Origin of the sequence: Nocardia sp. CA-128927 (genome assembly GCF_050955855.1) — a bacterium.
In the GTDB taxonomy this organism is placed as follows: Bacteria; Actinomycetota; Actinomycetes; order Mycobacteriales; family Mycobacteriaceae; genus Nocardia.
Genome location: NZ_CP192087.1, coordinates 299,486 through 321,342 on the forward strand (window position 1 = coordinate 299,486; position 21,857 = coordinate 321,342).

Here is a 21,857-nt window from a genome sequence, read left to right on the forward strand (position 1 = left end):
ACCACGCGCAACCGATTTAACGTTCAGCGGTCAGCGACCGCTGAACCGCTGGTCAGGGACGCTGGTCGGGCTTGCCGAATTGCTCGTGGCGGCCCAGTGAGCGCAGGTGGAACCATTCGCGCAGACCGGCCGGGTCGCGCCGGGTGACCAGGAAGAACCAGGAGAAGCGGATCCATTCCTGGGGGAGCAGCTTGCGCATGCCGGGCTGGGACATGAGGTAGCCGCGGTTGCGGTAGGTGAAGTACCGCTTGATCGGGTCGTCCGGGTACTGGGTGTGCATGCGCCCGCCGAGGATCGGCTTGAATTCGTCGGCGCCGTTGGGATGCAGGTACGCGGTCTGCAGACAGGTGCCGAAGGGCAGGCCGGAGCGGACCAGCCTGCGGTGCACCTCGACCTCGTCGCCGCGCACGAACAGGCGCAGGTCGGGCACGCCGATCACGTCGACGACCTTGGCGGAGATCAAGGCGCCGTTGAAGAGCGAGGCGATGCCGGGCAGGAAATCCTCGTCGCCGAGTTCGGAACGCAGCCGCCGCCACACCACGCCGCGGCGCAGCGGGAAGGCCAGCTGGTCGGGTTCGTTGATGTCGCAGACCACCGGCGACACCTCGACGAGGTTGTGCCGCCGCGCGCAATCCAGCAGGGTGCCAAGCACTTCCGGGCCCTCGGGCCTGCCGTCGTCGTCGGCCAGCCAGACCCAGTCCGCGCCGAGGCTCAGCGCGTGCAGCATGCCGAGCGCGAAACCGCCCGCGCCGCCGAGGTTGTGCGCCGAGCCGAGGTAGGTGGCCTCGATCGGCTGATCGCGCACCAGGTCGGCGACCTCGGCCTCGTTGGCATTGTCGACCACGATCAGGTGATCGACCGGGCGCGATTGGGACGCAATGACTTTCAGCGATTCCGCGAGCAGCTCGCGGCGCTTGTGGGTGACCACGACGGCCACGATGCGAGCGTCGGGACCGGTCCCCGTCGGTGTGTTGGGCGCGGCTGCACTGGAGCTCTGCGGCGCGGAGTCGACCTGGGGGTGCGCCCCGGTCTCGATCGGGGTGTCCTGCCCGGTCGGCTCACTCATGCCTTATTCCGCTCCAGTTCTCGTTCGGTGCCCATGGTCTTTTCGGCTTCCAAGGTCTTTTCGGCTTCCAATTCGCGCAGCACGGTCGCGACGTGGTTGCCCGCGTCCGGACCCTCGTAGGCTCGCACCACTTCTTCGATACCGCCACGTAGCCGGATGTGTCCGTGATCGATCCACAGCGCGGTATCGCAGAGTTGCGCGAGGAATTCATTGGAATGACTGGCGAATACCAGGATGCCCGATCGGGCCACCAATTTCTGCAGACGCAGCCGGGCCTTCTTCATGAATTCGGCGTCCACCGCGCCGATGCCCTCGTCCAGCAGCAGGATTTCCGGGTCGATCGAGGTCACTACGCCCATCGCCAGGCGGACCCGCATGCCCGTCGAATAGGTGCGCAGCGGCATGTACAGGTATTCCTCGAGATCGGTGAAATCGGCGATCTCGTCCATCTTGGCCAGCATCGACTTGCGGGTCTGCCCGAGGAAAAGGCCGCGGATGATGATGTTCTCGTACCCGGAGATCTCCGGGTCCATGCCGACTCCGAGATCGAAGACCGGCGCGACCCGGCCGCGGATGCGCGCACTACCCCGGGTCGGTTCGTAAATGCCCGCGAGCAGGCGCAACAGGGTCGATTTGCCCGCGCCGTTGTGCCCGACCAGGCCGACCCGGTCGCCTTCCTTCAGCGACAGCGTGATGTCGTTCAACGCCTCGACGACGACGACATCGGACTGGTTGCGCCCGATCGCGCCGCCGGCCTTGCCGAGGAACGCCTTCTTCAGCGACCGCGATTTGGCGTCGAAGATCGGGAATTCGACCCAGGCATGGCGGGTTTCGATACTCACATGGTCGGTCATCGATACCCTCCTAAACCCAGTACGGCACGCGCGAGCGGAACTGCTTCATCGCGAAGATCGCGACCAGCCAGCCGACCACGGTAATGGCGCCGACGATCACCCAGTGATACAGATGCTGATCGTCGCCGAGCAACGGCGCGCGAATGATCTCCAGGTAGTGGAACGTCGGGACGATCTCGGCCAGCTTCGCGCGGTCGCCGACCGCACCACCCTGCGACGTCAGGCTTTTCGTGCTCCACATCACCGGGGTCAGCACGAACAGCATCAGCGTCAGGCTGCCGAGGATCGGCGCGATATCGCGGTAGCGCGTGCTGAAGATGCCGAACACGATCGACACCCACATCGCGTTGAGGAAGAGCAGTCCGAGCGCGGGAATGGCGAATATTGCGGTCCAGTGCAGCTTTTCCCAGACACCGAACGCGACGAGCACCACGAAGTAGATCACCAAGTTGTGCGCGAAGAACAGCAACTGCCGCCACACCAGGCGATAGACGTGCACGCTCAACGCCGAGGGCAACTGTTTGATCAGCCCCTCGTTGGCGATGAAGACATCGGCGCCCTCGAGAATGCTCGCGTTGATCACATTCCAGACGATGATGCCGATCGCCACATAGGGCAGGTAGTCCTTGATCGGCTGGCCGAGCAGGGCGGAGTACAGCAGGCCGATCGCCGCGGCCTGCACACCGGTCGCGATGGTGATCCAGAACGGCCCGAGCACCGAGCGCCGGTACCGCTGTTTGATGTCCTGCCAGCCGAGCGACAACCACAGTTCCCGCTGCCCGAAACCGACGCGGAAATCCTTGAACGCCCGCCGGTAGGTCAGCGAATCCGACGGGAGCGGTTCGGTGTCCACCGGTTCGGCAAGCACGGGGGTCTCGCTGGGGCTCACCGGATCCTCTTCCGCCGCGCTGTCATCGGAGCGCACCGCGCTGTCGTCGGAGGGATCGTCCTCCGAGCGCACGGATTCATCTGAGCTGTCATCTGAACGCACTGAGCTCTCTTCAGGACGCCCCGAACCCATGTCCGAGTCGGGGCGGGCGGCAGCGGCGGGCACGGTGCTCGACACTACCCTTGGACATTCCTACCGACCCGCGTGGACGCGGGTCGGCCACCTCACAGATACTGCCCGGACCCGCCGGTCACGTGGTTGGCCGGACCGCCGCGGGGGTCGCCCGCGTGGATGCCGGGCGGCAGCGCGCCCTGGCGCATTTGCTCCAGTTGTTGCCGGGCGGCCATCTGCTGCGCGAACAGCGCGGTCTGGATGCCGTGGAACAGCCCCTCCAGCCAGCCGACCAGTTGCGCCTGCGCGATCCGCAGCTCGGCGTCGGACGGAATCTCCTCGTCGGTGAACGGCAGCGTGAGCCGCTCGAGCTCGGCGCGCAGTTCCGGGGCGAGGCCCTGCTCCAGCTCGCGCACCGACGACTTGTGGATCTCCTTCAGCCTGGCCCGGCTCGCGTCATCGAGCGGAGCCGCGCGCACCTCTTCGAGCAGCTGCTTGATCATGGTGCCGATGCGCATGACCTTCGCGGGCTGCTCGACCATGTCGGCGAGCGATTCGCCTGAATCGTCCCGGTCGCCCGACTCGTCCTTCTTGTCCTCGCCGGTCACCACCTGCGCGGTGAAGGGCGCGTCCGCCGCGGCCTCCGCTGGGATGACCAACGGGCGGCCGTCCGGCCCGACAACGACAATGTGGTCCGGGGCCTCATCCGATTGCGTCATGGTCCCTATCATGTCGCGTTGCTCGCGAACGCGCTAAGTCGGTGTTCACGGGCCCGCGGATAACAGGCTGCGACCAGGTTGCTCCCGTACTCTTGGAGCGCTTGCGAGCCGCGAATGCGCGAGGCCGCGCATGGTGACCGGGTGGCGTTCTATTCTGTTCGGGTCGTGTGGTTCGGATTTGCTGAAAGTCGGTTGCCATGCTGAGTCCCAGGTCGCTGTGCCCCCGCTATGCAGCGGAGGGGAACGCGGTTACGCTGGCTCGCCCACTGCCCTTAGAGTGGCCAGCATGACTTACGACGTCGCGAGGGTTCGGGGCCTGATACCGTCCCTCGGCGACGGCTGGATTCATCTCGACCCGCAGGCGGGCATGTTGGTGCCCGATGCGGTATCTCGCGCCGTCTCAACAGGATTCCGAACTTCATCTTTTTCGCATATCGGTCGTAATGGCGCGGCGGTGCGCAGCGCCGCCATTCTGGACGCGGCCCGCGAGGCGGTGGCGGATCTAGTCGGCGGAGATCCGGCGGGCGTTGTGCTCGGCCCCGATCGGGCCGTGCTGCTGGCCTGGCTGGCCGAATCGTTGAGCTCGCGGCTCGGTCTCGGCACCGGCATCGTGTTGTCCCGGCTGGACGATGAGGCGAATGTCGCGCCGTGGTTGCGGATCGCCAATAGGTACGGCGCGCACGTGCGTTGGGCCGAGGTGGAGATCGAGACCTGCGAGATGCCGTCCTGGCAGTTCGAGGAGTTGATCGGGCCGACCGCGCGATTGGTCGCGCTCACCGCCGCCTCGCCGATCGTCGGCTCCGCGCCCGCGGTCCGGGTGGCCGCCGACCGGGTGCACGAGGTGGGTGGGCTGCTCGTCGCGGACGCGTTCGGCGCCGCGCCCTACGCGCTCATCGACATCGACGAACTCAATGCCGACGTGGTCGCGCTCAGCGCACCCGCCTGGGGCGGTCCGCAGATCGGCGCGCTGGTGTTCCGCGACCCGGCCTTCCTGGACCGGATTCCCTCGATGTCCTTGAACCCCTACGCGAAGGGCGCCGAACGGCTCGAGGTCGGCGGACACCAATACGCCCTGCTCGCCGGGCTGACCACCTCGATCGACTTCCTCGCCGGACTCGACGAGCGGGCCCGCGGCAGCAGGCGCCAGCGCCTGGAGATGTCGATCACCTCGCTGCAGGATTACCACGATCAGCTGTTCGAGCACCTGATGGACGTGCTGGACAAGATCCCGAACCTGACCGTGATCGGCCGCGCCTCCACCCGAATCCCCACCGTCAGTTTCACTCTCGCGGGCATGCAGGCCGAGAAGGTCGCCGCCAAGCTCGCCGACAACCGCATCGGCACCCTCAGCGGCGTGCACGGCGGCAGCCGCCTGCTGGACGCGCTCGGCGTCAACGACGAGGGCGGCGCGGTCACCATCGGCCTTGCGCCCTACACCACCAAGTTCGAAATCGACCAGCTCGGCCGCGCCCTAGCCGCCCTGGAGTAGCGCCGATCCGCCTCGCGCGCAACAATTCTCGCCCCGCGCACGAAACAGTCGGCAATCCCCTGCGCGCCACGCCAATCCGTACGCGCGGTGCGCGCGACAGGGTCGGTCTGCCGCGCATCGATTCGCATGCTGCGCTCGAAATCGTCGGTGATCTGGTGCGCGCCAAGCCAATTCGTGCGCGGCGCGCGTGCTCAGAGCTCCTGTACTCGCAGCACGACTTTGCCGAAGGCGTCGCCGGATTCCAGCAGGCGATGCGCCTCGCTCGCTTCGGCGATCGGCACTTCCGCGTGGATGACCGGCACGACGGAACCGTCGGCGACCAACGGCCACAGGTGCCGGTGCACCTCGGCGATGATCTCGGCCTTGCTGCCGTGACCGGTGGCCGGTCGGTTGCGCACGTTGGTGGCGTGCACGGTGCCCCATTTCCGCAGCAGCGCACCGAGATTCAGCTCACCGCTGGCGCCACCCTGCATGCCGATCACCACCAGGTGCCCGAAATTCGCCAGCGCCTCGACATTGCGATCCAGGTAGACCGCGCCCATGTTGTCGAAGATGACGTCGGCGCCGGAGCCCTCGGCGCGCACCGCCGCGACGAAATCGTCCTCCCGGTAGTTGATCAGCACGCTCGCGCCGAGCTCCTTGCACCGCTGCAACTTGTCGGCCGACCCGGCGGTGACCGCGACCCGCGCGCCGAGGCTGCGCGCCACCTGGATGGCGTGCGTGCCGATCCCGCTGCCGCCACCGTGGATCAGCAGCAGCTGCCCCGACTGCAGGCCCGCCGTCATCACCAGGTTCGACCACACCGTCGCCGCCACCTCGGGCAGCCCGGCCGCCGCACCGAGGTCCAAGCCCTCAGGCACCGGCAGCAGTTGCGCCGCGGGGGCGACCACCTTTTCGGCGTAACCACCGCCGGACAGCAGCGCGCAGACCCGATCGCCGACCTGCCAGTCGTGCACGCCGTCACCGAGTTCGGCGATGACGCCGGAACACTCGAGGCCGATCACCGCGCTCGCCCCCGGTGGCGGCGGGTAGAACCCCTGGCGCTGCATCAGGTCGGCCCGATTCACCCCGGCGGCCGCCACCTCGATCAGCACCTCACCATGTCCGGGTACCGGATCCGGCGCGTCCGCCAGCGCCATCACCTCGGGCCCGCCGAAACCGTTCAGCTCGATAGCACGCATGAACTCCATACTGCCCCGCCCACGCCGCCGCGAACCGTGGGCCCCTCGCCGCAGTTCGGTCCGAACCGGCCCGCTGCCGCCCGCTGACTGATACGTCTTTCCCCACAGGGAGTTTCCGCAGTTGGGGGCGACATAGAATGAGCGGCGTGCAATCCGAACCGAGCAGCCCCGTGGCGGCCGAGCCGAGTTGGCTCACGCCGGCGCAGCAGCGGGCCTGGCGGGCCTATATGGACGGGCATCAGCGTCTGATGGCCACGTTGAACCGGCAGCTCCAGCGCGACAGCGATCTGAGCGTTGCCGAGTACCGCATCCTGGTGCTGCTGTCCGAGGCGCCCGGCCGTGCCCTGCGGATGAGTGAGCTGGCCGACGGCGTGCTCTCCTCGCGGAGCCGCCTCACCCACCAGATCCGCCGCCTGGAAGGCGAGCGCATGGTGCGCCGCAACACCTGCCTCGAAGACGGCCGCGGCGTCCTCGCCGAGCTCACCGACGAAGGCATGCGCCGCCTCGAAGCCGCCGCCCCAGGCCACGTCGACGCGGTCCGCCGCGACTTCATCGACCTACTCACGCCGCACCAGCTAGAGGTGATCGCCGAAGTCTTCGCCCGCATCGATCAGGAAATCGGAACGCGACCCGCCTGAGCCGTCCGCTACCATCGTCAACTGAGGAGACGTGGCAGAGCGGCCGAATGCACTCGCCTTGAAAGCGAGCGTCGAGAGATCGACCGGGGGTTCAAATCCCTCCGTCTCCGCTTGGGAAGGCCGCAGGTCGGGATTGTTTTCGAACCGATCCTGCGGTCCATAGTTCACTTTGTGGCCACGTAAGCCGTTGTGCTCGAACCCTTTAGCGGGCAGGATCCGGTCGTGTGATGAACAGACGAATCCATGGATCCCTGCTGCTCGCCGTCTCCGCCGCGGCCGTGACACTCGCCCCCTTCACCGCCGCTCCCGCTGTCGCTGAGGCGCCGTTCCGCGCCCCCGTCGTCACCTTCGAGGGCACCGGCCCCGGCACGGTGACCGCGACGCTGCACAACCCGAACGAGCGCGGGCAGTGCTGGGCGGAAGCCGGCGTCGGCCCGGAGAACAACCACGTCTTCTTCGGTGAGGGCAAGCTGGAGTCGCTGGCCCAGCCCGGCCAGACGATCAAGACCTCGCTGACCGGTCTCGAGCCGGGCACCAAGATCACCGCGCGGGGCGGTTGCGCGGACACCAGCACCGCGGGCGGGTACGAGCTGAGCGAGACGGTCACCGTTGCCGTCCCTACCAACAAGCCCGCCACCGGCAGCTTCGGTAGCTAGTCCGGGCTGACCGCCACCACGAGTGGCGCAGGCGCTGCGGCCCCTGCGCCGCTCATCGGCGACCGTCCGCCGGTTTGTCTCCCGCGCGGTCGGGTAACCGGCCGTCGACTGGGATGTCGCATCACGGAAGCCCGGAGCGTGCCACTAGGCCGAGACGTCCAGGAGGGCGTGCCGCGAGCGTCGAACGCGACATCGAAATCGAGGACGGGAGACGCCGATGAGCGATGAGGAACGTCGCGCGGCCGACGACGCAACCGAAGCCGACAAGCCGATCGTGAGCGGGCCGATCGCTGACGAGGCGCTGCGCGCGGACGGTGCTGCGGCCAGAGAGCAACTCGGGCAGCCGGTTTCGGAGTCGACCGACAAGCAGAACGACGGCCAGGCGGACAAACCGCAGGAGACCGTTGACGCGGTGCGGGAAAAGGCCACGGAGACAGTCGAAGCAGCTGCCGCGAGGACGGCGCAGGCCAAGGCGACCGCGAGCCGGAAGGCAGCCGAGACCAAAGCCGCCGCTAGCAAGAAGGCTGCCGCGACCAAGCAGGCAGCGAGCCAGAAGAGCGCGCAGGCCAAGGATTCCGCGGGTCAGATCGCCGCTGAGGCCAAGGAATCCGCGAGCCAGCAGGCCGCGGACGCCAAGGATTCCGCCAATCAGGTTGCTGCCGAGACCAAGGAAGTGGCGAGCCAGATTGCGGCTGAGGCTAAGGATTCCGCGATTCGCAAGTCGGCCGAAGCAAGGAAGGCCACCAGCCGGAAGGCGGCCGAGGCGGAGGTGGTCATGCGCGAGAAGGTCGCGCAGGCCAAGGAATCCGCGACCCAGGCCAAGCATCGCGCCGAAGAGAAGACCCAGCAGGCCGAGGCCCAGACGCGAGAACTGGTCGACGAGGCAGCGGCCGCAACACCCGAGCCGGTCGTCGAACGCGGCAGGCAGGCCGTGGACGTAGCTCGCACGCAGCCCGCCGCCGTCGCCGGAGCCGCGGTACTCGCAGCCCTCATCGTCTGGTGGATCCTGCGCCGACGGCAATCATGATGCCGCCGCAATAGCGCGACTCTGCCCGGTACGAGAACAGCCCCTCCGATCGGCGGGGCTGTTCAGACGTCGGCAACCGCCTCAATCATCCGCGTCTCCACTGAAATCCCGCCGGACGAAGTTGGGCCGGATATCGGGATCCGGCGGGTCGTAGTACCGATGGAAGGTCGGTGTCAGACCCGAGGAGATCGGCGGATTGATCCAGCTCCAGTCGGTCGGGCAGGTCCGCCCCGCGGCCTCCTCCCGCTGCACGTGATCGCAGAACTGCTTGGCCACCGTGTGGTGATCGACGATGTACACCCCCGCCTTGCGGAAGCTGTGCAGCACCGCGCGGTTGAGTTCGACCAGTGCGGAGTCGCGCCACAGGTTGCGCTCGGAACGGGTGTCCAGGCACATCATTTCGGCGATCAGCGGCAGCATGTTGTAGCGATTGGTGTCGCTGAGATTGCGTGCGCCGATCTCCGCGCCCATGTACCAGCCGTTGAACGGCGCGAACGGGTAGGTGACGCCGCCGACCTCGAGGTTCATGTTGGAGACCGCGGGCAACGCGTGCCAGCGCAGGCCGAGCCCGGCGAACCACTCGAACTCCGGATGCTCCAGCTCCACCTCGCGGGCCAGCTCCGGCGGAATGTCGAACCAGCGGATCGGCTCGTCCGGGGTGCTGATCAGTAGCGGCAGAATGTCGAATGGTGTTCTGGCGCCGCGCCATCCGAGCTTCATCGCGAATTCGGTGAGCGTCACATTCGCCGCGTCGCCGGTGACCGTGCCGTCGCCGTTGCGGTAGCCCGCGTACCGAATGAGCTGCGGGCTGACCACCCGGAATTCCCGCCCGTCGGCCTGCCGCGGCGGCCCGACGGTGATCATGGATTGAATGGCGCCGCCATTGGTGGCCATCTGCAGGTGCTGCCAGCAGACCTCGGCCAGTTCGCGTGCGGACCGCACCCGCCGCGCGTCGAGCAATTTCAATGAGCGCCAATGTTTTCGGCCGACGCAGCGGGCGTGATTGCGCCACGCGAGCTTGGCTCCGATCAGGATTTCCTCGGCGGTCTGCAGATAGCCGCCGGTTTGTTCGAGCTGCTCCAGCGCGGTGCGGCGGCGCTGGGCGGACAGATGGGCCAATTCCGGCATACGGAAGAATTCGTCGCACTCACGTAGCCGACGTTTCAGGTCGGTGCTGAAAGGCTTTGTGTCCGGCGAGTTTTCGAGCGATGGTACAGGTAACACAGGATTCACGGTTTTCTCCGGTCGGGCATAGGTACTGCGGTGAAACAGACAAGTTCGAGCGGGAGAATTCGCGTAGGCGCGCAGCCGACACCGGCTCTCGTCGGTGGTCCGCGAGAGCGGGTCGAAATGGTGATGCCGCGAAATAGCTTCGGCTCGAAGAAGAGTGCGGTCTCGCCGGGGCTGTCCCGACTCCGTACCGAGCGGCCGGTCTGCTTGCTGCGCATACGCGCAGCAGGCTGACCTCGATGCCGATGGTGCGGATCCACGATCATGCTCGTCCTTGTTCATGCCCGGAAAAGGCCCGGAGAGTAGCGTACGGCGGGTGTGCTGGCGGTGTGCCCAGATTTGCTGGATTTGCTGGGTCGGCCCATGTCGCGCTCTGAAATCGAGTGTCGTCGAGTCCCATTGACGACGCTCGAGGCTCGGGTAGTCAGGGTTTGCTGCTTCTGCCGACGGCACGCTTCGGGTGTTCGACGAGGCCGTGCGCGCAGTGGCCCGAACGGTTCGGTCGCGCTGTTATCGGCAGCGTTCGGCTGACTGAACGGGTGATGTCGGCTACACCGATGCCGAGCCGCTGTGTCCACCGGAGTGGCCGCATGTGCGGTGGGGTAATTCGCCGGGCGCGGAACGGCGCTGGTAGTGCCGAATTCCTTCGCCGAACAAGCTCAAACGTGGTCCTGGTCACATCTTATGGCGACCCGCTATAGTCGACCGGTCGATCTGCGCATTTCTGGCAGGATGGGTCGCATGCTGTCTCGGCGTGGGGTGCGGCGCTGGGTTTCCAGCGTCTTGGTCAGCGCGGCACTGGTTTCCGGTGCTGTGGCGTTCGGTGCTCCCCAGTTGTCCGCGGCCCCTTCTGAACCATCCAAACCAAGTACCGGCTCCTCCGATGGCCCGGGCCCGGCCGAGCCGACCACGGACCGACCGGCGAAACCGGCGATCGATCACATCGAACCGATCAACGATCGGTGGCTGCGGGTCTTCGTCGAGTCACCCGCGATGAGCCGCACCGTCGAGGTGCAGGTGATGCTGCCGCGTGACACCTCGAGACCGCGGCCGACCGTCTACATGCTCGACGGTCGCAGCGCGAGCCCGACCAGCAACAACTGGACCGACCTCGGCCACGCCGACCGCTTCTTCGAGGACAAAGACGTCAACGTGGTGCTGACCGTCGGCGGCCCGGCCAGCTTCTACACCGATTGGAAGAAGCCGGATCCGGTGCTCGGCACCAACATGTGGGACACCTTCCTGGCCCGCGAACTGCCGCCGCTGATCGACGCGAAGTTCAACGGCAACGGGCGCAACGCCGTGATGGGTGTGTCCATGGGCGCCGAGGCCGCGATGATGCTGTCCGTCCGGCACCCGCAGCTGTACACGGCGATCGCGGCGCACAGCGGCTGCTTCTCCATGGGCACCGACCTCGGCCAGGCGCAAGCCAGGGCCGTGATCGCCACCTATCAGGGCGAGCCGGACAACATGTTCGGCGCGTCCGACGATCCGGCCTGGCTGGACCACGACGTGACGCTGCACGCGGAAGCGTTGCGCGGCAAGACGATCTACATGTCCGTCGGCAGCGGGGTGCCCGGCATCCACGACGTGCCCGGCGAGCCGGACGTCGACGTGGCCACCGCGATCAGCTTCGGCGGGCCGCTGGAGGCCGCCACCAATGCCTGCACGCGCCGGCTCACCGATCGGCTTCGCGTCCTCGGTATCCCGGTGACCGCCGATTTCCGGGCGACCGGAACCCACTCGTGGCCCTATTGGGCCGACGAGTTGGTCCAGTCGTGGCCGGTCATCGCGGGCGCGCTCGGCGTCTGAGGCGCTAGATCGAAAAGCGTTCGAGCACCGCGGGATCGGTGGCGAAGCTCAGGAACAGATCGTTCTCGTGCGGGTCGCCGGTGGTGATGCGCACCCCGTCGGTGCCGTACGGCCGCACCAGCACGCCCGCCTCGGCGCTCGCCTCACCGAACTCGGCGCTGCGCTCGCCCAGCGGCAGCCAGACGAAGTTGGTCTCGCTCGGCGGCACCTGATAGCCCGCCGCGAGCAGGGCGTCGCGCACGCGGTCGCGTTCGATCACCAGAGTGTGTGTGCGGTCCAGCAATTCGTGCCGCGCCTCCAGTGAGGCGATCGCCGCGGCCTGCGCGACCCGGTTGACGCTGAACGGGATGTGCACCTTCATCAGCGCCGTGATCACGGCCGGATCGCCCACCGCGTAGCCGACCCGCAGCCCGGCCAGCCCGTAGGCCTTCGAGAAGGTACGCAGCACAACGACATTGGGCCGGGTGCGACCGAGTTCGATGCCGTTCGGGAAGTCCTCCTCCGCGAGCCGCATGTACTCGAAGTACGCCTCGTCCAGCACGACCAGCACCCGCTCGGGCACCGCGTCGAGGAAGCGGGTCAGCGCCGCGGTGCCGACCGCGGTGCCGGTCGGATTGTTCGGGTTGCAGACGAAGATCAGCTTGGTTCGCTCGGTGACCGCCGCAGCCAGCGCGTCCAGATCGTGCACGTGGTCGGCGGTGAGCGGCACCTGAACGGCGGTCGCGTTGCCCACCTTGGTGACGATCGGATAGGCCTCGAACGAGCGCCAGGCGAACAGCACCTCGTCAGTCGGTGCGTCGCAGGTGATCTGCACCAGTTCCTGGCACAGCGCGACGCTGCCGCAGCCGACCGCGACGTTGGCCTGCGTGACGCCGAGGAAATCGGCCAGCGCGGCGCGCAATTCGAGGGCCTGGTTGTCCGGATACCGGTTGGCCAGCTCGGCCGCCTCGGCGATCGCCTTGGCGGCGGCGGGCAGCGGACCGAAGGTGGTCTCGTTGCTCGCGAGCTTCACGGCGCCGGGATGGTTGCGGCCGGGGACATACGCCGGAATCGAGTCGAGATCCGGCCGGGTTGACGCAGTCACATACCAACCATAGGTGGCTTCGCCCAAAGCATGGCTCGCGTACCGGAAATTCTGTGGCCGATAGGCCCTCAGCAGCAATTTCTACCGAAGATCAGGAAGTCGCCCTACGCTGGTTTCATGTCGGGCACCTACAACGACCTCGCCCCCCTGCGCCGCGACGAACTGTCGCCCGAACCCGCGACCGAATCGATACGCCGGGCCGCCGATACCCAGGTGCCCATCATCGTGGTCGAACCCGAGGGCAACGCCCGCGGCGGGATCGTGATGCTGCACGAATCCCGCGAGTTCACCGGCGCGCTGCTCGCGCTGATGAGCGCGCTGGCCTCCGAGGGTTGGACGGTGGTCGCGCCCAACCTGTTCCATCGGTCGAGTCGCGATTCGGTGCGGGAGGTGTTCGGCGACGAACTCTTCGACGACTTCGACGCCTGCTTCGACTGGCTGACCCGGCACGGCGTCTTCCCCGACACCATCGGGGTGCTCGGCTTCGACTCCGCGGGCACCGCCGCGTTCCTGGTCGCCACCAACCGTCCGGTCGGCGCGGCGGTCAGCGTCGCGGCGCCCGGCATCATCGAGCCGCTCACCGACCAGGCCGACGCCCTGGTCCGGGTGGCCCCGCACCTGCAGGCGCCCTGGCTCGGCCTGTTCGGCACCGACGACCCGGCCACCCCGCCCGTCGAGGTCGAACGACTCCGCGACGCGACCGGCCGCGCCGCCGTCGCGAGCCTGGTCGTCAGCTACCCCGGCCTGCGTCATCGGGCCGACCATCCCGCCATCGAGGACGAGTACGGTCTGGTCGACTCGCAAACCCGGATTTTCGACTGGTTCGACAGCAACTTACGCTGATAACCAGCCGTTTTGCGATCTGGACAACGGCTCCTGTAATCTTCATGCTCGGCGGTTCGAAAGGACCGGTGCCCTCGAAGAGAAGGCTCCAGGAGGCGTGCCAGAGCGGCCGAATGGGACTCACTGCTAATGAGTTGTCCCTTCACGGGGACCGGAGGTTCAAATCCTCTCGCCTCCGCCACAACCCGGGAAACCGGTACACAACTGAATGACCATGCGGCTGTAGCTCAACGGATAGAGCATCTGACTACGGATCAGAAGGTTAGGGGTTCGAATCCCTTCAGCCGCACATTAGAAGCAGACCCCCTCGGATCTCCGAGGGGGTCTGCTCGTATGTCTGACGACATCGCTGAAATGCGTAGCGCGCTAAGGGGATTCCGCATGGCCGACCAATCGTCGACGGGCGGGGTCGTGGGCGTTATCGCGGAACAGTCCGGAACGCCCTGCGGTACGCGCCTGGTGTTGTGCCGAGAGCACGGAGGAAGCGTCTGCGGAGGTTGGTGGCCGAGGAGAGGCCTACGCGGCGGGCGATGGCGTCCAGGGGGAGGTCTGAGGTTTCCAGTAGTTCTCGGGCCACGGCGATTCGCTGGGCCAGCAGCCATTGGCCGGGGCCGATGCCGAGTTGGTCGGTGAATCGGCGGGCGAGGGTGCGCGCCGAGACGGCGGCCTGTGCGGCCAGGTCCTCGACGGTGAGCGGTTCGCCGAGTCGCCCGGTGATCCACTCCAGCAGTGGTGCCAAGGAACCGTCGATCTGCGCGGGGTGTGGCGGCGACGCGTACTGCAACTGTCCGCCCTCGCGGTGTGGCGGCATGACCATGCTTCGCGCGACCTGCGCGGCGTAACCGGCTCCGTGATCGGTGCGCACCAGGTGCAGGCACAGGTCGATGCCTGCTCCGGCGCCCGCGCTGGTGGCCACGTCGCCGTGATCGACGTAGAGCACGTCCGGGTCGACGGATACGGCGGGAAAGCGTTCGGCCAGTTCGGTTACCCGGGCCCAGTGCGTGGTCGCCCGGCGCCCGTCCAACAGGCCCGCGTGTGCCAGCACGAAAGCCCCGGAGCAGATGCTGACCAGCCGCGCGCCGCGATCGTGTGCGCGCCGCAGGGATTGGACGATGGCTGGTGATGGAGTCTCCTCGGTGGGCAACCAGCCGGGGATGATCACGGTGTCCGCCCGGTCGAGCGCGTCGAGTCCGTCGGTCACCAGCATCGCGTACCCGGCGTATGTAGTGACCGGTCAGGGGTGCTCGGTGCAGACGCCGAACTCGTATCGCATCGGCAGTCCGGGCCGCTCGAGTCCGAACACCTCTGCCGCGCAACCGAGTTCGAAGGTCGACTGCGGAGCGTGGACAAGCGCGACAACTCGGTGCATGGCAGAAAAGTACCTCGAGATGTCATCTCTGACACTCGGCCGGGGAATACCGACCGGGAGAGGCTGGCTGCATGACAACAGAACTGAACATGATCGGTTACCAGTGGTCCGCCATGCAGGACGCGCCGGTTCGCGAGCTGTTCCCCGGCATCCGTTCCCGCTCGCTGTGGCTCGGCGACAACGGTGCGAAGGCCTACGCCCTCGAGATGGACCCGAACACCTGCTGGCAGGGCATCGACGTGCACGAGCCCGGGCCGGAGGAGGTCTTCGTGGTCTCCGGCGTATTCAACGACGGGGTCCGGGACTATCCCGCGGGCTCGTTCATCCACGCTCCCGCGGGCTCCTCGCACATTCCGCAGACGACGACCGGTTGCACGCTTTTCGTCTTCTATCCCGAGGGCTGAACACTACTGCCAATGGAATTGGGGTCAGTGAAGCTGAAACTTCCGAGTGGAATGGGCCGATACATTGCTGCGATGGTCCAACGAACGGAGATCGGAATGACAGCAATCTGGCGCCGCATCATCAGTAGTTCGGCCCTACTAGGCATTGCGGCGGCCGCGGCCATCGCCACCGCCGGTTCGGCGGTCGCCGAACCGAGGGACTGTGTCCTGGACCGATCGGCGACCGGGGCGACCGGCTTCTGCCCTGGTGGAGACGGGTATTTCACGGTCGAAGCCGACTGCGTCGGGGTATTCGTCACCCGTGGCGGTATCGGGTTCGGCCCTTATCGGCAATCGAGCCAGCGGAACGCGTACGCCGGCCCGCACCCCGAGATGGATGCCACGCAGACCCATCCCAGGGCCGAATGCAATGAATTCATAACCGGACATTTCGGCATCGCCACCGACGCTCGCCTGTACGAAACCTCCCGCTGATCGACACCCACCTGCCCCATACGGAGAAACCCATGCGCAAATGGTTGATTCGGGTACCGCTCGTCGGCACGTTGATTGTTGGCGCGCTCCTCGCCACCAATGCGACCGCCACCGCGGATGATGCCCTCGGAACCCAACTGGGATACACCAACACCCTCTGCTACGACCCACTCACCTTCGCGACGATCACCGGCAACGCGGGCAACCGTCCCGATGTCGGCGGACCGGGCGCCGCCAGTGTTTGGTACGGCATCCAGCACTACTTGTTCGTGTACCCGCCGTGCACCGTGACCGTCTTCGCGAACTGGCGCAACCTCGACACCGGCGCATCCGGCACCGCGCCCGTGTTGGTCAGTGGCGGTTGGGGATTCGCGCTGCCCGCGAACCCGGGCGCCGTCGGCCGCGCCGACCTCCCCACCGGCCGTGGCCGAATCAGCATCACGACCACGACGGATCGTCCCCATCAGGCCGGACCCGCATTCGAGTTCACGGTCCGCTGACGCATCAGATACCCGAACGGCCCCGCCAAATCTGGCGGGGCCGTTCGTGTTTCGGTGGGGGTGGTAACTACTTCGCCCGAACGATGGCCTCGAGTTCGTCGAGCGACTCCCGGATGCCCTGAGTGAAGCTGCCCGGGTCGGGCGCGTTGATCCAGCGCTCGAAGGCGACCTTGAAGACCGCCATCCCGGCCTCGGCGGTCAGGCTCGCGGTGTGGTCCGCGACGCCGCGCTCGCGCAACGCATCCGCCATGGCCGAGGCGAGTGAGGCGAACTTGTTCAGCTCACGCTCTTGCAGCCCCGGGTTGGCGGAGATCACGGCGTAGCGCTGCCGGGCGAATTCGCGGCGCTCCTCGAACAGGTCGCCGACCGATTCGAGGGCCGCGGCGACGGTGCCGATCGGCGTGGTGTCCGCGGGGGTGGCCGCGATGGTGGCGGCGAGGTGTTCGCGCAGGGGACTGGAGAACAGCACCTCGCGCTTGTCGGTGAAATGCCGGAAGAACGTTCGTTCGGTGAGTCCCGCGCGCTTGGCGATCTCGGCGACCGTGGTCTGCTCGAACCCGCGCTCGAGGTACAGCTCCAGCGCCGACTGCTCGAGCCGGCCGCGCGCGTTCGGCTCCCATCGGCCCATGCCGCGAATCTTAACTGATGACAGTGACTGACATCAGGAGTACGGTCGGTGATGGCAGTGACTGACATCAACCTGGTGTGTGCCGTAAGGCGCGGACCAGTCGATCTCCTGGAGGTTCTCTCATGCGTATCTTCGTCACCGGTGCGTCCGGCTTCATCGGCTCAGCGGTCGTTCCCGAGCTCATCGGCGCAGGTCATGACGTCGTCGGGCTCGCGCGCTCGGACGCATCGGCCGCCGCGCTCACCGCTGCCGGGGCCGCCGCGCACCGCGGTGCGCTCGACGACCTGGACAGCCTGCGGGCCGGTGCGGCCGCGTCCGACGGCGTCATCCACCTCGCCTTCGTGCACGACTTCACCGACTTCACCGCGTCCGTGCAGACCGATGTGCGCGCCATCGAGGCGCTCGGCTCGGCGCTCGCGGGATCGGGTCGGCCGCTCGTGATCGCCAGCGGCACACTCGGACTCCCCGAGGGGCGGGTGGCGACCGAGGCGGACAACCCGGCGCTGGACTCACCCGCCGCGCCGCGCGACGCCGGAACGCGGGCCGCGCTGGCCCTCGCCGCGTCCGGCGTGCGCTCGGCGGCCCTGCGACTGCCGCCGTCGGTACATGGCGATGGCGATCACGGCTTTGTCCCGACCCTCATCGAGATCGCCCGTGCCAAAGGCTTTTCCGGTTACGTCGGCGACGGAACCAACCACTGGCCCGCGGTGCATCGGCTCGATGCCGCGCAGCTGTTCCGCCTGGCGGTGGAGAAGGCGCCGGAGGGTTCCGTCCTGCACGGCGTCGCCGAGGAAGGCGTGTCGATCCGCACCATCGCCGAGGTGATCGGCCGTCACCTGAACCTGCCGGTGGTCTCGATCCCGCGCGAAGAGGCGGCCGAGCATTTCGGGTGGATCGGTGCGTTCTTCGGGATCGATTCCCAGGTGTCGAGCGCGCACACTCGGGAACTGCTCGGTTGGCACCCGACCCGCGTCGGACTCATCGAGGATCTCGAGCAGGGCCACTACTTCGGCTGAGCAGCAGGTGATTTCGCCGAATCGGCCCCTCCCTATGGAGGGGCCGATCGCAGCGGACTACTTCCAGGCGGGGAGGGTGGGGATGGTGCCGGTCAGGTCGGCGCCATCCGAGCGGCCGAGCAGCCAGGCGGCGAGTGCGGCGGCGGGACCGGTGATGGTGTTGGCGGGGGAGTCGGCGCCGACGATGCCGGTGAAGCCGGTGTCGGTGGCGCGGAGTTCGAAGGCCGGGACCGGTTCTGTTGCGGCGGCGGTGATTCGGTTCATGTCGACGGTGGCCTGGCCGAGCACGCGGGCGACGAACGGCGCGGGCCAATCGGCCGGGGTGTAGCCGGAATTCAGGTCGACATGGTGAATTTCCACCTCCTGCAACCGCATCCACCGCACTTCGCTGGCGGGGATCGGGCGTCCTTGGCGGGTGCGAACTTCCGCGTGCCAGGTCTCCTCGGTCAGCGAATTCGCCAGTGCCGCCCACCGTTTCGTGGCGGCCTCGTTGTCCACGAGTTGCTCGGCGGCGGGCCTTGGCGCACCCGCTTCGATGTCGAAGTCGCGCAGGAACATGCTCGCGTACTGCAGGATTTCCACCCGGGTGTGTGCCCACAGCAGCAGATTGAGCAGGCTGTCGGCATTGCGAGCGAGGTGTGCGAGCACATGCCCGCGGGTCCAGCCGGGCAGCAGCGACGGTTCGGTCACGTCGTCGTTGTTCAGCTTGCGAATGGTGTCGAGGAGACGATCGGTCGCCTCGGCGAGGGTGTCGAGTGAGACGGGATCTTCCGGGGCAGCACTGGTCACAACTGCGACCCTAGCGATCCCCGGCAGGTCTCGCTGACGATCGCGTCGGCCTCGATTTCGACGAGCAGGGCCGGGGTGATCAGAGCGCTGATCTCGTACATGGAGGTGGCCGGACGGATATCGCCGAAGACCTCGGCGTGTGCCATGGCCACCTCGGGCCAGCGGGCGATGTCGGTGACGAAGATGCGGGTGCGGACCACGTCGGCGAGGCTCGCGCCCGCGTCGGTCAGCGCGGTGGCGATGCGCCGCAAGGTTTCCTGGGTCTGCTCGCCGATGTCGTCGCCGCCGACCGCGGCGCTGCCGGTGATCGAGGCGGTGGTGCCGCTGACCGCGATGGTGTTGCCGACCCGGACGGCGCGGCAGTATCCGACGATGTCTTCGAACTCGGAGCCGGAGGAAATGTTCACGCGTGCGGTCATGGCGACAGCATCGCATGGGCCTGATCTTGGAGCTAATGGCCCAGAACTAGGGGCTGGCGCGGATCGGCACCGACTTGTCACCTGCGCGTCGGCCAGATGTCGGCTCGGCGCGGTAGGCAGTCCCAGTGAAAGCCCATTCTCGTCCTCGCATCACCGCCGTCGCCGTCCTCTGTGTCGGCGTACTGGCCGCAGGCTGCTCATCGTCGGACTCGGCCGCGGACTTCACCGCGACCAAGGACCAGCCGCTGGTGATCTCCCTGGATGACCTGCTCGCCAAGACGGGTGGCAGCGCTGCCGTCCGCATCGCCGATCCGGAACACGGCAAGCTGAGCCGGCGTACCGACGGTGCGCTCGTCTACACGCCCAACGCCGGTTACACGGGATCCGACACCTTCAAGGTGACCACCACCGACGCGGTGCGCCTGTACACCACCGACATCCCGCCGCTCGGCGAGTTCGGCGGAACAACGGTGCAGGGCAGCGGTTTCGGCTCGGCCTGGACGCCGGTGCCCGGCAGCAAGGACGAGTTCTACGGGCTGACCGACCGCGGACCGAACGTGGACGGCCCCGGCAAGAACGAGAAGCTTTCGCCGACAGCGAGTTTCGTCCCCAAGATCGGCCGGTTCAAGCTGGTCGGCACCCGCGCGGTGCTGCAGTCCAGCCTCGACCTGCACACCGCGGCGGGCGTCCCGTTCAACGGTCAGGTCGATGTGGCCGCGAACACCGGTGAGACCATCAAGGACCTCGCCGGAAACGTGTTGCCGCCCACCGATCACGGCCTCGACCCGGAAGGCCTGGTCGCACTGCCCGACGGCACTTTCTGGGTCTCCGACGAATACGGCCCGTTCCTGGTGCATTTCGACGCCAAGGGCGGCGAGCTCGAGCGCCTCGCCCCGGGATCCGGCCTGCCCAAGGAACTTTCGCTGCGCACCCCGAACCAGGGCATGGAGGGCCTGACCATCACGCCCGACGGCAGCACCCTCGTCGGCCTGGTGCAGAGCGGGCTGAACACGCCCGGCCTCAGCGGATCCGCCAAGGAGGTCCCGCTGACCCGCATCGTCACCGTCGACCTGAAGACCAAGGCGCAGAAGGAATTCGTGGTTCCGCTGGAGAACCCGAAGAGCACCAAGGTCGCCGACTCGGAGATCACTGCGCTGAGCGCGACCACCTTCCTGATCGACGAACGCGACGGCAACCTGGCGCCCAAGGCGGGCAAGAAGCTGTGGACCGTCGATATCGCCAACGCCACCGACGTCGGCCCGGACTCGAAGGTGCCCGGCGCACACTACGATCCGGAACACGGCGGCCTGCAGATCGACGGCAAGGCGCTGGAGACATTGGTCGGCACGGTCTCGACCACCGACGGCGTCGCCGCGCTGACCAAGGCGGGCATCACCCCGGCCGCCAAGCCCAAGAACCTCGACCTGAACGGCCTGGTCAAGGATCTCGACGCCGACGGCAAGTTCTTCGGCCACGACAAGATCGAGGGTGTGGCCACCCTGGACGGCGGCAAGACGCTCTACATCGCCAACGACAGTGACTTCGGCCTGGCCGGTAGCAAGGGCGAGCAGCCGCCGTTCGAGCTCAAGCCCAAGACGCTGCCCAACGGCGTGCAGGACAGCGGCGAGATCCTCTTCGTCGACACCACCAAGCTGCCCGCGAAGACCGAGGGTCACACGGTCAAGCTGAATGTGAAATAGCTAGTCGCCCGGATCGATCCACTCCCGGCCCTCCAGGATCACCGCTGCCGCCAACGTGATCAGCCATAGCGACATCGAACCGACCTGGATCCGCTGGGCGATCCCGAGCGCGTAGTTGCCGGGCAGGTTGTCGGCGACCAACATCCACACGGTCGCCGCCGACCCGACCACCAGCACCACCAGCCCGGCCTCGCGCAGGATCCGCCAGCGGTGATAGCGGAACGCGGCCAGGCTGAACGCGAAGGTGGCGACGGCGATCGAGGTGACCGCGATGGTGCTCGACAGTGCGTGCGGCTGGTGCAGTTGCGGGAAGAGCTCGCTGCCACCGCCGCACGCATTGTCGCTCGCGGTGCAGTCCTTCAGCGGCAGCAACACATCGGCGATCGTCGCGGCACCGAAGCAGAACAGCGCGACCCAGCCGATCGTGGTGAACCGGCGCCGCGGGAACACCAGCAGTCCGCCGATCGCGGCGGGGATGAGCACGGCCCCGACGATCTTGTCGGCGGTCGCGAACACCGCACGGTACGGCTTGCCCTCGGCGTCCAGTTCGCTGAGGAACGAGTTGACCGGATCGACGTCGATCTTCAGCACGAACTCGAGCACCCAGGACGAGTAGCAGACGCCCGCGATCAGGATTGCCGCCGCGATCACCAAGGACGCCACCCGCACGCGCCGTTCGGCGATCTTTTGGCTATCTGTCACGGACCCATTCTCCTACCTGCCACTGGACCGATGATCAAACCGTAGGTCAGCGCGGCCGAAGAGTCATGGGATCACCTACCCGATGGGATCAAACACACGCCTTTGCCAACCGGCGCACAGGCTCCTGTCAGGTTCGACGGACAGGCTGTCAGGGAAGCGTTCCCAAGGAGGTCCACATGATCGGCTACATGACAGCCGCCGCCGGAGTTGCCGTGATGTCGGTGATGGTGGTGTCGAGCTACTTCGCCGCCCACGCG

The 21,857-nt window shown here is 67.2% G+C and carries 24 protein-coding genes, 3 tRNA genes and 1 pseudogene; 14 read left to right on the forward strand and 14 right to left on the reverse strand.

Annotated elements, in window-relative coordinates:
• Positions 1-52: 52 nt before the first annotated feature.
• The 4 genes from glfT1 to ACQPW1_RS01395 form a co-directional block, all read right to left on the reverse strand.
• Complete coding sequence (glfT1, locus tag ACQPW1_RS01380) at positions 53-1,066, reverse strand: galactofuranosyltransferase GlfT1 (RefSeq protein ID WP_433660965.1); 1,014 nt, start codon at positions 1,064-1,066, stop codon at positions 53-55.
• Complete coding sequence (gene wzt / locus ACQPW1_RS01385) at positions 1,063-1,920, reverse strand: galactan export ABC transporter ATP-binding subunit Wzt/RfbE (RefSeq protein WP_433660966.1); 858 nt, start codon at positions 1,918-1,920, stop codon at positions 1,063-1,065. The genes glfT1 and wzt overlap by 4 nt, the downstream gene beginning before the upstream one ends.
• A 10-nt stretch (positions 1,921-1,930) precedes the next feature.
• On the reverse strand, positions 1,931-2,881 hold the full coding sequence (gene wzm, locus ACQPW1_RS01390; RefSeq protein WP_433660967.1) for a galactan export ABC transporter permease subunit Wzm/RfbD: 951 nt from the start codon (positions 2,879-2,881) through the stop codon (positions 1,931-1,933).
• A 152-nt stretch (positions 2,882-3,033) separates the two neighbouring features.
• Entirely contained in the window at positions 3,034-3,639 is a 606-nt protein-coding gene (locus ACQPW1_RS01395; RefSeq protein WP_433660968.1) for a bacterial proteasome activator family protein, read from the reverse strand.
• Between the two features lie 286 nt (positions 3,640-3,925).
• Between ACQPW1_RS01395 and ACQPW1_RS01400 the strand changes: the two genes are divergently transcribed.
• A complete protein-coding gene (locus tag ACQPW1_RS01400) occupies positions 3,926-5,128 on the forward strand; it encodes a cysteine desulfurase-like protein (protein ID WP_364726169.1) in 1,203 nt (400 codons plus the stop codon).
• Between the two features lie 191 nt (positions 5,129-5,319).
• Here the strand turns inward: ACQPW1_RS01400 and ACQPW1_RS01405 are convergent, their stop codons facing one another.
• Complete coding sequence (locus ACQPW1_RS01405; RefSeq protein WP_433660969.1) at positions 5,320-6,309, reverse strand: NAD(P)H-quinone oxidoreductase; 990 nt, start codon at positions 6,307-6,309, stop codon at positions 5,320-5,322.
• Positions 6,310-6,446: 137 nt separating this feature from the next.
• Between ACQPW1_RS01405 and ACQPW1_RS01410 the strand changes: the two genes are divergently transcribed.
• The 4 genes from ACQPW1_RS01410 to ACQPW1_RS01425 all read left to right on the forward strand — a co-directional run bounded on the left by ACQPW1_RS01410 (position 6,447) and on the right by ACQPW1_RS01425 (position 8,630).
• Complete coding sequence (locus ACQPW1_RS01410; RefSeq protein ID WP_433660970.1) at positions 6,447-6,947, forward strand: MarR family winged helix-turn-helix transcriptional regulator; 501 nt, start codon at positions 6,447-6,449, stop codon at positions 6,945-6,947.
• A 25-nt stretch (positions 6,948-6,972) separates the two neighbouring features.
• Positions 6,973-7,057, forward strand: a tRNA-Ser gene (locus ACQPW1_RS01415).
• Positions 7,058-7,174: 117 nt separating this feature from the next.
• Positions 7,175-7,603, forward strand: coding sequence for a hypothetical protein (locus tag ACQPW1_RS01420; protein WP_433660971.1), 429 nt, complete (start codon positions 7,175-7,177; stop codon positions 7,601-7,603).
• Positions 7,604-7,820: 217 nt separating this feature from the next.
• On the forward strand, positions 7,821-8,630 hold the full coding sequence (locus ACQPW1_RS01425; RefSeq protein WP_433660972.1) for a hypothetical protein: 810 nt from the start codon (positions 7,821-7,823) through the stop codon (positions 8,628-8,630).
• 81 nt (positions 8,631-8,711) lie between these two features.
• Here ACQPW1_RS01425 and ACQPW1_RS01430 read toward each other — a convergent pair whose 3' ends face one another.
• Positions 8,712-9,797, reverse strand: a complete 1,086-nt coding sequence (locus ACQPW1_RS01430) for a nitric oxide synthase oxygenase (RefSeq protein WP_433665583.1) — start codon at positions 9,795-9,797, stop codon at positions 8,712-8,714.
• 804 nt (positions 9,798-10,601) lie between these two features.
• Here ACQPW1_RS01430 and ACQPW1_RS01435 point away from each other — a divergent pair.
• Complete coding sequence (locus tag ACQPW1_RS01435; protein ID WP_433660973.1) at positions 10,602-11,672, forward strand: alpha/beta hydrolase; 1,071 nt, start codon at positions 10,602-10,604, stop codon at positions 11,670-11,672.
• 4 nt (positions 11,673-11,676) lie between these two features.
• Here ACQPW1_RS01435 and hisC read toward each other — a convergent pair whose 3' ends face one another.
• Complete coding sequence (gene hisC / locus ACQPW1_RS01440; RefSeq protein WP_433660974.1) at positions 11,677-12,756, reverse strand: histidinol-phosphate transaminase; 1,080 nt, start codon at positions 12,754-12,756, stop codon at positions 11,677-11,679.
• A 117-nt stretch (positions 12,757-12,873) separates the two neighbouring features.
• Here hisC and ACQPW1_RS01445 point away from each other — a divergent pair, with 117 nt between their 5' ends.
• From ACQPW1_RS01445 to ACQPW1_RS01455, 3 genes are all read left to right on the forward strand, one after another.
• The gene (locus ACQPW1_RS01445; RefSeq protein ID WP_433660975.1) at positions 12,874-13,599 is read left to right on the forward strand and encodes a dienelactone hydrolase family protein; all 726 of its coding nucleotides are present in this window, start codon (positions 12,874-12,876) and stop codon (positions 13,597-13,599) included.
• Positions 13,600-13,690: 91 nt separating this feature from the next.
• Positions 13,691-13,780, forward strand: a tRNA-Ser gene (locus tag ACQPW1_RS01450).
• A 35-nt stretch (positions 13,781-13,815) separates the two neighbouring features.
• Positions 13,816-13,888, forward strand: a tRNA-Arg gene (locus ACQPW1_RS01455).
• A 129-nt stretch (positions 13,889-14,017) separates the two neighbouring features.
• On the opposite strand, the gene ACQPW1_RS01460 is transcribed toward ACQPW1_RS01455, so the two are convergent.
• From ACQPW1_RS01460 to ACQPW1_RS01470, 3 genes and pseudogenes are all read right to left on the reverse strand, one after another.
• Positions 14,018-14,416 carry a GlxA family transcriptional regulator gene (locus ACQPW1_RS01460; protein WP_433665584.1) on the reverse strand — a complete coding sequence of 133 codons (399 nt, stop codon included), beginning with the start codon at positions 14,414-14,416 and terminating at the stop codon, positions 14,018-14,020.
• A 54-nt stretch (positions 14,417-14,470) separates the two neighbouring features.
• A pseudogene (locus tag ACQPW1_RS01465) lies at positions 14,471-14,818 on the reverse strand (DJ-1/PfpI family protein); the annotation flags it as partial.
• 15 nt (positions 14,819-14,833) lie between these two features.
• Positions 14,834-14,968: a hypothetical protein gene (locus tag ACQPW1_RS01470; RefSeq protein ID WP_433660976.1), complete on the reverse strand. Its 135-nt coding sequence runs from the start codon at positions 14,966-14,968 to the stop codon at positions 14,834-14,836.
• Between the two features lie 71 nt (positions 14,969-15,039).
• Between ACQPW1_RS01470 and ACQPW1_RS01475 the strand changes: the two genes are divergently transcribed.
• The 3 genes from ACQPW1_RS01475 (at position 15,040) to ACQPW1_RS01485 (ending at position 16,346) form a co-directional block, all read left to right on the forward strand.
• Positions 15,040-15,372 carry a cupin domain-containing protein gene (locus ACQPW1_RS01475; protein ID WP_433660977.1) on the forward strand — a complete coding sequence of 111 codons (333 nt, stop codon included), beginning with the start codon at positions 15,040-15,042 and terminating at the stop codon, positions 15,370-15,372.
• A 96-nt stretch (positions 15,373-15,468) separates the two neighbouring features.
• Entirely contained in the window at positions 15,469-15,846 is a 378-nt protein-coding gene (locus tag ACQPW1_RS01480; RefSeq protein WP_433660978.1) for a hypothetical protein, read from the forward strand.
• A gap of 32 nt (positions 15,847-15,878) precedes the next feature.
• A complete protein-coding gene (locus tag ACQPW1_RS01485) occupies positions 15,879-16,346 on the forward strand; it encodes a hypothetical protein (RefSeq protein WP_433660979.1) in 468 nt (155 codons plus the stop codon).
• 67 nt (positions 16,347-16,413) lie between these two features.
• On the opposite strand, the gene ACQPW1_RS01490 is transcribed toward ACQPW1_RS01485, so the two are convergent.
• Positions 16,414-16,974 (reverse strand): TetR family transcriptional regulator, encoded by a 561-nt coding sequence (locus tag ACQPW1_RS01490; RefSeq protein WP_433660980.1) that lies wholly within the window; start codon positions 16,972-16,974, stop codon positions 16,414-16,416.
• Between the two features lie 122 nt (positions 16,975-17,096).
• Between ACQPW1_RS01490 and ACQPW1_RS01495 the strand changes: the two genes are divergently transcribed.
• On the forward strand, positions 17,097-17,990 hold the full coding sequence (locus ACQPW1_RS01495; protein ID WP_433660981.1) for an SDR family oxidoreductase: 894 nt from the start codon (positions 17,097-17,099) through the stop codon (positions 17,988-17,990).
• 57 nt (positions 17,991-18,047) lie between these two features.
• On the opposite strand, the gene ACQPW1_RS01500 is transcribed toward ACQPW1_RS01495, so the two are convergent.
• Both ACQPW1_RS01500 and ACQPW1_RS01505 read right to left on the reverse strand, forming a co-directional pair.
• Positions 18,048-18,779 carry a maleylpyruvate isomerase family mycothiol-dependent enzyme gene (locus ACQPW1_RS01500; protein ID WP_433660982.1) on the reverse strand — a complete coding sequence of 244 codons (732 nt, stop codon included), beginning with the start codon at positions 18,777-18,779 and terminating at the stop codon, positions 18,048-18,050.
• Positions 18,776-19,198, reverse strand: coding sequence for a RidA family protein (locus ACQPW1_RS01505; RefSeq protein WP_433660983.1), 423 nt, complete (start codon positions 19,196-19,198; stop codon positions 18,776-18,778). Before ACQPW1_RS01505 ends, ACQPW1_RS01500 begins: the two co-directional genes overlap by 4 nt.
• 125 nt (positions 19,199-19,323) lie before the next feature.
• On the opposite strand from ACQPW1_RS01505, the gene ACQPW1_RS01510 reads away from it, so the two are divergent.
• Positions 19,324-20,898: an esterase-like activity of phytase family protein gene (locus ACQPW1_RS01510; protein WP_433660984.1), complete on the forward strand. Its 1,575-nt coding sequence runs from the start codon at positions 19,324-19,326 to the stop codon at positions 20,896-20,898.
• Here the strand turns inward: ACQPW1_RS01510 and ACQPW1_RS01515 are convergent, their stop codons facing one another.
• A complete protein-coding gene (locus ACQPW1_RS01515) occupies positions 20,899-21,600 on the reverse strand; it encodes a DUF998 domain-containing protein (RefSeq protein ID WP_433660985.1) in 702 nt (233 codons plus the stop codon). It lies immediately after the preceding gene.
• Positions 21,601-21,857: the final 257 nt, after the last annotated feature.